The sequence below is a fragment of the Leptolyngbya sp. FACHB-321 genome (assembly GCF_014695975.1).
In the GTDB taxonomy this organism is placed as follows: Bacteria; Cyanobacteriota; Cyanobacteriia; order Leptolyngbyales; family Leptolyngbyaceae; genus Stenomitos.
The window spans coordinates 220,257-231,062 of sequence record NZ_JACJPI010000074.1 but is presented as its reverse complement, the minus strand read 5'-3'; the positions used below and the strand labels follow the sequence as shown (position 1 = coordinate 231,062).

Here is a 10,806-nt window from a genome sequence, read left to right as displayed (position 1 = left end):
GAAGCGAATTTTCAATTGGCTGTCTGGAATTCCTCATGCAACAACTCGGATCTCTCAGTACGCCAAGCTCATGGCTCAGCCTACAAGTTAAGCAATGTTTCGCCAGCAGTATCAAAGGTTGGGCAGAACCCTTACAACCTAGCCCAAAGCAGTTAGTTGATAAAGTCTGGCAGGTTTTAGACCAAAACTACGTCGATGGCAGTTTCAACCGTCAAGACTGGAAAGCAGTGCGGCAAAGCTATCTGGGTCGCTCTTATAGCTCCAAACAGCAGGCATACGTGGCGATTCAGCAAATGGTGGCAAAGCTGGGCGATCGCTATACCGAGTTCATTGAGCCACAGGCTTACACAGCGCTAAATGCTGAAATCAACGGCAACTTATCTGGCGTGGGGCTTCAACTGGGGACAGACGAAAAGACCAAAGCGATCACTGTAGTGGCACCGATCGAAAAATCGCCCGCCGCAACAGCAGGCATTCTATCTGCTGATGTCATTACTAAGATTAATGGGCGATCGACACAGGGCATGACTATTGATGAGGCGGTGAAGCAAATCAAAGGGGTGGCTGGTACGAAGGTTGTACTCACGATCCGGCGCGGCAGTCAGAATCTGACCTTTGCGCTTACTAGAGCTAACATTGCCCTCAATCCAGTGTCGTATCGCACACAAATGACCGATGCTGGCAAGATTGGCTACATCCGCCTGCCAGAGTTTACGCGCACGGCTCCCGCTGAAATGAATCGAGCCATCGTCGCGCTTGAACAGCAGGGAGTTAAAGGCTATGTTCTCGATCTACGCTCCGATCCAGGTGGGCTGCTGGATGCCAGCCTCAAGATTGCGAGTATGTGGATGTCACAAAAGCCGATCGTGTCGCTGGTTGATCGACAAACAGTGAGAAAACAGTATGCTACAGACGGACGAGCGCTCACCGATAAGCCGCTTGTGGTACTGGTGGACAATGGTTCTGCCAGCGCCAGTGAAATTCTGGCAGGTGCGCTTCAAGATAACGGTCGCGCTCTTTTAGTCGGCACTCGCACCTTTGGCAAAGGGTTGGTGCAAGCGGTGCAACCCCTTGGTGATGGTTCGGCAATCAAGCTGACGATCGCCAAATACTACACTCCAAGTGGTCGAGACATTAACAGTGTGGGCATTACACCCGATTTTGTCGTGGAGCTGACCGCCAACCAGAAAAAAGCGTTAGCGCAGAAGCAACAAGTCGCAACCGAAGCCGATCCCCAATACGTCAAAGCCGTTTCTAGCCTGGGTCAATTAATTCAAGCACGAACAGCGGCAGCTAACTAGCTAAGCGTAACTGCTAGCAGTCCCCACAGTGAGCCATACTTAGGATCGTGAATTTATCATCAATCTGCAAACTGTAGGGGCGGGTTTAGCAGACCAAACTGCATTCTGCCATGGCTTTGATAGCAAAACCTGCCCCTACCAAAGATTGAACTTATTTAATTCCCATTCCTTAGTAAAAGCGGTTGAAGAAAGAGGTTGACAAGTCGATGATGCGTTTAAGTGCGCTTCCCAGTTTTCTGGTGGGTCTTCGCGTTGGGATCGCACCCTTACTGGTATGGGATGCGCTCGATCACAGCACCACTGCCTGGTTTCTTACTGGCTATATGATTGCTGTCCTGTCTGATATTTTTGATGGCATCATTGCTCGCGGCCTCGGCGTTAGTACGGTGCAGCTACGTCAGGCTGATAGTTGGGCAGATATGACGCTCTATTTTTGCGTCGCTTTGAGCACATGGCTCGTTTACCCTGCCGTAATCACTGACTTTGCGATCCCGTTGGGAGTGGCGATCGCGGCTCAATTAGCGCTTTTTGCAACGAGCTTAGTCAAATTTGGTCAGTTGCCTAGCTTTCATACCTTCACTGCCAAAGCCTGGGGTATTACTTTACTCATTGCAACCATTGGCTTGTTCGGGTTTGGTTACGCACCGACACTCTGGCTTGCCATTGCTTTTTGCGTGCTAAATAGTGTGGAAGAAATTGTCATGACCCTGGTGTTACCAGAATGGCAGCACGATGTTTTGAGTCTTGTTCATGCGCTGAAGCTGCGTGATATAGCAAAAGGATGAAGGATAAGGGATGAATTAAAGCCCTTGTTCCAAGGTCGTTTCAGGGTTTAGGTCTATCCTAACGTGCTCTTCGACTGCTATACCTTACGCTAAGGCATTCGCTCTAGCCATAGCTTGCCTTTGATGAGTTATGGTTGCTTCTTTCGTTACGAGCGCAAAGGCAGAGACGGGAGCGCCGTCGGCTCGCTCGTCGAAACACTGCGACGAGTCGCTTCAACAAACCGGCTCACGCGGATGGGGTCGATCGGCTGTTCACGGCGACCGTGACGCTTGAGCGACGTAGAAGCAATGACACCATTCGCCGCCTGCATTAACGTCGAGATATTTTCCCAGTCTGCGCCACTACCGATAAAGACGGGCGTGCCTTTGGCAGCAGCGGTAGCGAGTTCTAGATCTTCTAAACTAGGCGGGCTACCTGTTGCCCAACCAGAGAGGATCACCGCATCGGCTAGACCGCGCTCGATCGTATCCTGAACTGCAACCGTAAGATTGGGGGAACTCAAGGGACGGGCGTGTTTTACCAGCACATCCGCAAAGATTTTGACATCACTACCTAGTTCGCGGCGATAGCGCAATAGTTCATGCGCCTTACCCTCAATGAGTCCCTGATCAGTTGCCATGACCCCAGTAAGGACATTCACGCGGATGAACTGCGTCTGGGTGCAGGTTGCGATCGCCAGCGCACTACGCGCATCATTTCGCAGCACGTTGATACCGATCGGCAGCGTTACCATCTGTTGAAGCCGCTGCACAATTAAACTCATTGCGCTTACGACTGCGGGATCAACCTGATCCTTAGGGAACGGCGCATCAAAAAAGTTTTCGACAATAATGCCGTCAACGCCACCAGAGGCTAGCGCAGTAGCTTCTTGCTCGGCTCGATCAATAACTGCCCTTAGACTACCGCCCCATAGCGCTGAGGTCGGCAGAGGCAGCAAATGAACAACACCAATAATTGGGTTCGGAGTCTTGAAAATTTGAATTAAGTCCACGTGCGTAAAGAATTCGGACTCATCTAAAGAGAATCGACTGTTAGAATCATAACTTTTTACCGTCCCCGTATTCGCTGTAAAGGGTAGTTAACGTCACTGTAAAGATAAGGAGATTTCTCCATGCTGCTTATAGAGCGCTGCTTACAAAGCCACCAAACAACCGTCTACTTCTACTTAAAGGCATCCAAACTTGTTTTACGCTCACTGCGTCACTGAACCAACCCAGCGGTTTACTCCTTTAATAAATTGCTTATTTAACAGCAGTGATAGTGCTTAGAAGAGCGCGCCCACCTATTCTTTGCCTTGATTAACTCGAAACCGACTTGAAGACTGCTAGTCTAAGTCAGACATGATCGATGTTGGATGGGCTACAATATCAAGGGTTATTACAGAAGTAGTTAAAAGGGCTGCTTAGATGTGAGTGCCAACAAAACGTGGCTTACATCTCCTTAAGCAAAAGAGAACCTCTGCGTAAAGTATCGTAATATTCTCGTTTTTGCGCTATCATCATCAAGTATTGTCATCTGGGCGATTGCACTGAATAGTGGTTTTACTTTAACTGCTATTGAATTTGAGGCGAGGGGTCAATCCGTCGCATAAGCGATCGCTACAGCTTACCGACTACACCCTTCGACTCCATTAGAAATAGGATTACATGGGCAACAAGCCAACGATTGCCGTCACACATTTGGGCTGCGAGAAAAATCGAATTGACACTGAGCATATGCTGGGGCTTCTAGTCCAAGCGGGCTACGAAGTTGATGCAAACGAAGAGTTAGCTGATTACGTTATTGTTAATACCTGTAGCTTTATTCAGGCAGCACGTGAAGAATCTGTGCGAACGCTAGTAGAACTGGCAGAAGCAGATAAAAAGATTGTCATCACAGGCTGCATGGCGCAGCACTTCCAGGAGCAACTTTTGGAAGAACTGCCAGAAGCCGTAGCGCTGGTTGGCACAGGCGATTATCACAAGATTGTCAATGTTATTGAGCGGACTGAAACGGGCGAACGTGTCCAAGAGGTTTCTCAAGAGCCAACTTACATTGCAGATGAAACGACCCCTCGTTACCGCACAACAACTGAAGGGGTTGCTTATTTAAGGATTGCCGAAGGCTGCGATTACCGTTGTGCCTTTTGCATTATTCCTCATCTGCGGGGTAAGCAGCGATCGCGCCCTATTGAGTCGATTGTGGCTGAAGCAGAGCGGCTTGCGTCGGAAGGCGTGCGGGAAATCATTCTGATCTCTCAGATCACGACCAACTATGGCTTGGATATCTACGGTGAACCTCGGCTTGCAGAGCTGCTGCGAGCGCTAGGCAATGTAGATATCCCCTGGATTCGGATGCATTATGCCTATCCAACTGGTTTGACGCCTAGTGTTATTGCTGCCATTCAGGAAACACCAAACGTTCTGCCCTATCTGGATTTGCCGCTCCAGCACTCTCATCCTGATGTGCTGCGCTCGATGAACCGTCCGTGGCAAGGGCAAGTGAATGACGGCGTGATCGAGCGCATTAAAGCAGCGATCCCCAATGCTGTCTTGCGAACGACGTTCATCGTCGGCTTCCCTGGTGAAACAGATGTGCATTTTCAGCACTTGTTGGAGTTTGTGCAGCGGCACGAGTTTGATCATGTCGGTGTCTTTACCTTCTCGCCTGAAGAAGGTACCCCTGCCTTCAGCTTGCCTAATCAGGTGCCTCAAGCTGTGATGGACGATCGCCGGGATGCGTTGATGACTGTGCAACAGCCCATTTCGCTCAGGCGTAATCGGGCGCAAGTAGGTAAGGTCGTTGATGTATTGATCGAGCAAGAGAACCCCGAGACCAATGAACTTATTGGTCGGTCGGCTCGCTTCTCTCCAGATGTAGATGGTCTGGTCTACATTCGGGGCAGCGCAACACTGGGATCGCTTGTGCCGGTAGCGATCGTCGATGCTGATGTGTACGACCTTTATGGTCACGTTGCCACAGCGGCGGATCTACTACCTAAGCTGCCGTTAGCTGTTCCTTGAGTCTTGGGCTTCAGGCTGAATGCATCTGGCATTACCTGCTTGCCACACACTTTTTGCAGTCATTTTTTGCAGACAAACACGTTTCATCTTTTTAACTAGTTAACTAGGAGATTCAATGACCCTTTCTTTCAATAGCCTTGGTCTTTCTGAAGCCCGCATTCGCCACTTGGAATCAATGGACTTTACCGTCCCAACTGCTATCCAGGCACAGGCGATCCCCCATCTTCTCTGCGGGCGTGATGTTGTGGGACAAGCCCAAACAGGTACTGGTAAAACTGCTGCCTTTGCGCTGCCCATTCTTGATCGCATTGATGTCAAGCTACCAGCCGTGCAGGCGCTGATCCTGACTCCTACACGGGAATTGGCAATGCAGGTCGGTCAAGCCATACGTGGTTTTATCGACGATCGCCGCCTGAAGGTGGTCACCATTTACGGTGGACAGGCGATCGACCAGCAGATTTCTCGCCTTGAACGTGGCGCTCAAATCGTCGTTGGTACCCCTGGACGCGTGCTAGACCTCCTTAGCCGTGGCGACCTGAAGCTGAACCAGTTGACCTGGATGGTGCTGGATGAAGCGGATGAAATGCTCAACATGGGCTTCATTCAAGATGTCGAAAAGATTCTTAGTCAGGCACCGATCGAACGTCAAACGGCGTTCTTCTCAGCCACGATGGAGCCATCGGTACGCAAGCTAGTAACAAAGTTCTTGCGCTCGCCCATTACGGTCACGATCGAACAACCCAAAACGGCACCAACTCGCATTAATCAAGTCGCTTACATGATCCCCCGTGGTTGGACGAAGGCACGTGCCCTCCAGCCCATTCTGGAACTAGAAGATCCCGAAGCAGCACTGATCTTTGTTCGCACCCGTAAGGCGGCGGCAGAACTCACCAGCCAGCTTCAGGCAGCGGGACACAGCGTCGATGAATATCATGGTGACCTTAGCCAATCCCAACGGGAACGGCTCTTGCTCCGGTTCCGCCAGCGTCAAGTGCGCTGGGTGGTAGCGACTGACATTGCCGCTCGTGGTATCCACGTTGATGACCTGACTCATGTGATTAACTACGACTTACCCGATAGTGTAGAGAACTATGTTCACCGTATTGGTCGTACAGGACGAGCAGGCAAAGAAGGTACAGCGATTTCGCTGGTGCATTCGCTTGATCGCCGTAAACTGCGCGATATCGAGTTCCATATGCGTCAACGGTTAGAGGTCGTCTCTATTCCAACTCGCGCTCAGATTGAAGCCCGTCAACTGGAAAAACTCCAGGGTCAAATTCGCGAAGCGCTGGTAGGCGAGCGGATGGCATCCTTTTTGCCGATCGTGGCGCAACTGTCAGAAGAGTATGAACCTCACGCGATTGCCGCAGCGGCGTTACAGATGGCGTATGACCAGACCCGTCCGACCTGGATGCGGTCTAACAACCAGGATCATGCAGAGGAGACATTTCATGGCGGTGGCGGCAATAGTGGACATGGCGGCAATGGCGGTGGTTCAGCCAAGCCCAAGCCCGTCAAACGTGGTAGAAATGTTGGCAACTCTGAGAATCAGGTATCGCCATCCCTCGATCGCTAAAATGAAGTAATGACATCGATCCCCAGCTTTTTTGTTTGGCTTAGTTTGGCTGAACCTGCTGAGGCAGTAGGGGATCGAACAGAAAAATGTCTGCCATCCTTGTGCCCATTGGCGCGGTGTTGACAGACTCTTAAAAGCATCCGTAAGTTATAGGGTGGGCGTTGCTCACCCTATTTTGTTGTCTCTGAGCCATTTTTACAGTGCTTTCAACCGATCTTCTTGCGTTTTATCGCCGAGTAAGCCAGCAGCCTTTAACGGTTGTAGACGTGGAGACAACCGGGCATCGTGCCTCTGGTGGGTGCCGCGTGATAGAAGTATCCGTTTTACAGGCGACTCTAGCAGACGGCATTCAGCATCAGCAGACTCATCTGGTAAACCCGCAGGTACACGTACCAGAAATGATTACCCGCTTTACGGGGATCGATCAGGCAATGGTTGATCAAGCGCCCTTGGCGGAAGAAGTCTGGCATCAGTATGTACCGCTGCTACAAACGGGCGTACTGACCGCGCACAATCTAGCCTTTGACTATGCTTTTCTGCGCGCAGAGTTTGACTACTTGAATATCGTTTTTTCACGATCGCCTGAAGACCAGCTTTGTACAGTGATCCTTGCTCGCCTCATGCTGCCTGACTTACCATCCCGCAGCTTGCCCAATCTGGTACAACACTTTAAGTTTCCGGTGGGTCATTCGCATCGTGCCGAAGCCGATACGATCGCCTGTTGGCTATTGGCAGAGCGTCTATTAACTGAAGTGCAAAACGAGTCCGACGAAGCCTTACTGCCGCGCTTTGCCCAGCAATGGTTGCCTCTAGGCGATGCCGCCACCATTTTGGGCTGTTCGGGTAAACAAGCGCGATCGCGTCTCGAAAAAGCAGGTGTGTCGCCCCGTTTAGTCGGTCGTCATAAAACACCGATGTACCAACGCGGCACAGTGGAGCGAGTCTTTTTGGAACAAGCAGAGCCAACGCAGCTTTCGTGGCTGTGAGAGAACACAATTAGTTTTTGGTTATTGGTGTTTGGATGGACAGAGGGATCTGGGGATCTAGATGCCTGTAAGACGATCACCTGGGTAAGCCAAAAAAATGGCGAGAGCGATCGCTGATCACTCTCACCACAATGTGACTCATAGCTCAGTCAGTCCGTTAATGCTTAAACGAAACTGATTGCATACAGACCAGGAGACGCTTTAACGACCGCCTTTAGATAGTGGTGTTGCTGTTCACCGTGAGGGTCAAGTCGGAATCCGGGTTGACCACAATAACGCGGCTGTTTGCGGTGCGATCAAGTACACCACCCAGCGTTGCACCAGCCGCAGCACCAGTGAAGACTTTTTCTGGCGTAATAGTGCGATTGCCCGTGAGACCTGAAACGCCTACACCTAAAGCGGCACCGATCGCAGCATCACGAATGGTGCTGCCAAGATTCCGATTCTGGTTTGCGCCTACAGCAGATCCTAAAACAGTACCCAAGACTGTAGTCCGACCAGCAATCACCTTATCGCCTGACAAGGCTTGAATGGCAGCAGACGCGACTGAACCCAACGCTGCACCACCAAGAATGGTGCCAAAGTTAGGATCGCGCACATCGCGGGTTTCTGTAATAACGGTAGAGGATGCATTCAAAGCAATCTGCCGACCATTGATGACAACCTGACTAGCAACAAACTGTGACCCACCTTGAGCAGGTTGCATTTGACCAATCACCTGGCTACCAGCAGGAATGACAACTGTGCCCTGACTATTCCGCACGTCTTGAGCAACCGTCAAGGCAAGAGGTGCAGTTTCGTTTGGTGCGACAATGATGCGCTGTGCGGCTGCATAGCGTGTAGTAATCGTAGTTCCAGCCAGAACTTGACTACCTTGAGTTTGATTATTCTGAGACGTTGCTGTACCTGCAATGTATTGGCTGGAGATAGTAGCAGCGGTCTGTCCTGTTTCGGTCAGCGCTTGGCAAAGGAAAGCAGAGACTTCGGCACGGCTAGCAAGCTGATTCGGATTCAACGTGCTGACGTTAGGATAGTTCACCACAAGGCGCTTTTCAGTAGCCGCCGCAATGCTTGCTTGGGCATAGGCAGGAATGGCTGACGCATCAGAGAAGCTAGTGCTCAACGTGTTAGAAACTGTCTGCGTCGGTGTGTAATTGAGTCCACTAGCTAGCGCTACAAGAACTTGAACACGGGGAATATTTTGTGTTGGGTTAAACACGTTGCCAGGATAGCCAGACAAAAAGCCCGTTTGAGTTGTGCTGCTGATAGCGTTGTACGCCCAGTAGTTAGAAGCCACGTCAACAAATTGAACCGCAGTGCGTGTGCGAGCCGCATTAGGAAACGCCTTGCCAAGCATCGACGCAAATTCAGCGCGAGTCACTGGCGAACTGGGTCGGAAAGTACCGTCTGGATACCCACTGATAATGCCTTGCTGAGTCAGTGAGGAAATACATGACTGTGCCCAATTACCCTGCACATCAGGAAAGCTAGCCTGAGCAGACGCAGGAGCCACCATCAATAGAGGCGCTAAAGCACTGGTCGTGGTTGCCAAGGCTGCGACAAGAGCAGATATAGAACGAACTTTCGGCGAATAAAGCATAACTGTTAATTACCACAACAACTATCTACTACGATGCCCAGAAGCGAACAGTGTTCCTCAAACCAGGTATCGTAGATGGCAGTATTGTGACTGGCACAATAGATCGGGAGCGAGAGATAGAAGTGACCTGAAAGGCGAGATGCCTTTTGCTGATACGGTTGAGCCACTTGCTTGCCACCCTAAACAATGAACAGACGATCGCTAGCAATTTTCAGCTAATCGGTTTGAAGCGCTACATTGGCAAGGCGATCGCCTACAGTACTATCAATCAATTAACTCTGCATGTAGAGAGATAAAAAACGAAAAGAACTGAGCGGTAGCGATCTGGACGGCTCAAGAAACGTTCAGCGTGACGGGTGTTTAGCGTCATCGGGGCTTACTATGCTAGTTCCCTAAGCACCCTCTCGATTCCGCTAGCCCCAACCAAAACGAGGCTATTAGGGTTGCTCGACATTCTTTCTGGCGATCGCCTCATCATATGCACGGTTCACTCAAACGCATTCTTACTGGCGCAGGTTTCCTGTCACTAACCCTCGTGATCGCCGTGGCAGGCTACAGGCTCTCCGGCTGGAGCCTGTTAGACTCCATTTACATGGTGGTCATTACTGTCTTTGGCGTAGGTTTTGGTGAAATGGGTCCTATGACCCCACAGCTTAGAATTTTTACCATGCTTGTGATCATCGCTGGCTGCACCTCTGTGGGCTACATCTTCGGCGGTTTCTTCCAGATGATTACCGAAGGCGAAATCAACCAGGCATTGGGAGCAAGACGTATGACAAAAGAGATCAACACCCTTACACGGCACGTCATCATCTGCGGCTATGGTCGCATTGGGCAAATACTGGCGCGTCAGATGGTTGAGGCAAAGCAGCCTTTTGTCATCATCGACAACAATCTGACACGGATTGAAACGGCTGAAGCAATGGGTTTCCTTGTGCGTCTTGGCAACGCCACCGACGAAGGTATTTTAGAATCGGCAGGCATCGAACGCGCTAAAGTGCTGGCAACCGTTTTACCAGATGATGCTGCCAACGTCTTCATTACGCTGACGGCGCGGGGACTCAACCCCAACCTCATCATCCTGTCGCGTGGCGAATATCCATCTACTGAAAAGAAACTGCGTCAAGCTGGAGCCGACCATGTTGTTCTACCCGCTGAAATTGGTGCACTGCGAATGTCACACATCATCAGGCATCCAGCAGCCCTCAGCTTTCTCGAAGAAACAGTCGATGGCAGCAGCCTTAATGAACTGCTTTCTCAAATTGATGTCCAAGTTGATGAGCTTGCTGTAGTATCTGGTTCGCCGTTAATTGGCAGTAGTATCAGCACGGTGCAAGTGCGGGGCAAGGGTACGTTTATTGTGGTAGCACTCCGCAGGGTCGATGGCACTACGCTCATCAATCCCAGCCATGATGTGCATTTAGCAGAGGGCGATACAGTTATTGTGATGGGGCATAAGGGCGCTATCCCCAAGTTCGCGCACCATTATGCACTTAAGCGGCAGATGCGGTGGAGGGGAGATGTGGTGCAGGGGCAGAGCTGAGGAGGAGTTTAA

9 protein-coding genes are annotated in these 10,806 nt (G+C 50.8%); 7 read left to right on the top strand and 2 right to left on the bottom strand.

The genetic code is table 11. From position 1 onward, the window contains the following. On the top strand, positions 1-1,301 hold a 1,301-nt coding region (locus H6F76_RS22030; RefSeq protein WP_206754403.1), incomplete at its 5' end, for a S41 family peptidase. 206 nt (positions 1,302-1,507) lie between these two features. Further along, positions 1,508-2,086, top strand: coding sequence for a CDP-alcohol phosphatidyltransferase family protein (locus H6F76_RS22025; RefSeq protein WP_190511520.1), 579 nt, complete (start codon positions 1,508-1,510; stop codon positions 2,084-2,086). 146 nt (positions 2,087-2,232) lie between these two features. On the opposite strand, the gene btpA is transcribed toward H6F76_RS22025, so the two are convergent. Then, positions 2,233-3,078 carry a photosystem I biogenesis protein BtpA gene (gene btpA, locus H6F76_RS22020; protein ID WP_190448770.1) on the bottom strand — a complete coding sequence of 282 codons (846 nt, stop codon included), beginning with the start codon at positions 3,076-3,078 and terminating at the stop codon, positions 2,233-2,235. A gap of 655 nt (positions 3,079-3,733) precedes the next feature. Here btpA and rimO point away from each other — a divergent pair. The 3 genes from rimO (at position 3,734) to H6F76_RS22005 (ending at position 7,651) form a co-directional block, all read left to right on the top strand. Further along, entirely contained in the window at positions 3,734-5,089 is a 1,356-nt protein-coding gene (rimO, locus tag H6F76_RS22015) for a 30S ribosomal protein S12 methylthiotransferase RimO (protein WP_190448771.1), read from the top strand. Positions 5,090-5,204: 115 nt separating this feature from the next. Then, positions 5,205-6,665 (top strand): DEAD/DEAH box helicase, encoded by a 1,461-nt coding sequence (locus H6F76_RS22010; protein ID WP_190448772.1) that lies wholly within the window; start codon positions 5,205-5,207, stop codon positions 6,663-6,665. Positions 6,666-6,865: 200 nt separating this feature from the next. Then, on the top strand, positions 6,866-7,651 hold the full coding sequence (locus H6F76_RS22005) for a 3'-5' exonuclease (protein ID WP_347276092.1): 786 nt from the start codon (positions 6,866-6,868) through the stop codon (positions 7,649-7,651). Positions 7,652-7,865: 214 nt separating this feature from the next. On the opposite strand, the gene H6F76_RS22000 is transcribed toward H6F76_RS22005, so the two are convergent. Continuing rightward, positions 7,866-9,251: an S-layer homology domain-containing protein gene (locus tag H6F76_RS22000; RefSeq protein ID WP_190511519.1), complete on the bottom strand. Its 1,386-nt coding sequence runs from the start codon at positions 9,249-9,251 to the stop codon at positions 7,866-7,868. Between the two features lie 146 nt (positions 9,252-9,397). Here H6F76_RS22000 and H6F76_RS21995 point away from each other — a divergent pair, with 146 nt between their 5' ends. After that, a complete protein-coding gene (locus tag H6F76_RS21995; protein ID WP_190511518.1) occupies positions 9,398-9,547 on the top strand; it encodes a hypothetical protein in 150 nt (49 codons plus the stop codon). 182 nt (positions 9,548-9,729) lie between these two features. Then, positions 9,730-10,794, top strand: a complete 1,065-nt coding sequence (locus H6F76_RS21990; RefSeq protein ID WP_190511517.1) for a potassium channel protein — start codon at positions 9,730-9,732, stop codon at positions 10,792-10,794. Positions 10,795-10,806: the final 12 nt, after the last annotated feature.

What these genes read in the sequence shown, in the direction of transcription:
- H6F76_RS22010 (WP_190448772.1), top strand. Translation starts at nt 5,205, where the DNA reads ATGACCCTTTCTTTCAATAGCCTTGGTCTTTCTGAAGCCCGCATTCGC.
- rimO (WP_190448771.1), top strand. Translation starts at nt 3,734, where the DNA reads ATGGGCAACAAGCCAACGATTGCCGTCACACATTTGGGCTGCGAGAAA.
- H6F76_RS22025 (WP_190511520.1), top strand. Translation starts at nt 1,508, where the DNA reads ATGATGCGTTTAAGTGCGCTTCCCAGTTTTCTGGTGGGTCTTCGCGTT.
- H6F76_RS22000 (WP_190511519.1), bottom strand. Translation starts at nt 9,251, where the DNA reads ATGCTTTATTCGCCGAAAGTTCGTTCTATATCTGCTCTTGTCGCAGCC.
- H6F76_RS21990 (WP_190511517.1), top strand. Translation starts at nt 9,730, where the DNA reads ATGCACGGTTCACTCAAACGCATTCTTACTGGCGCAGGTTTCCTGTCA.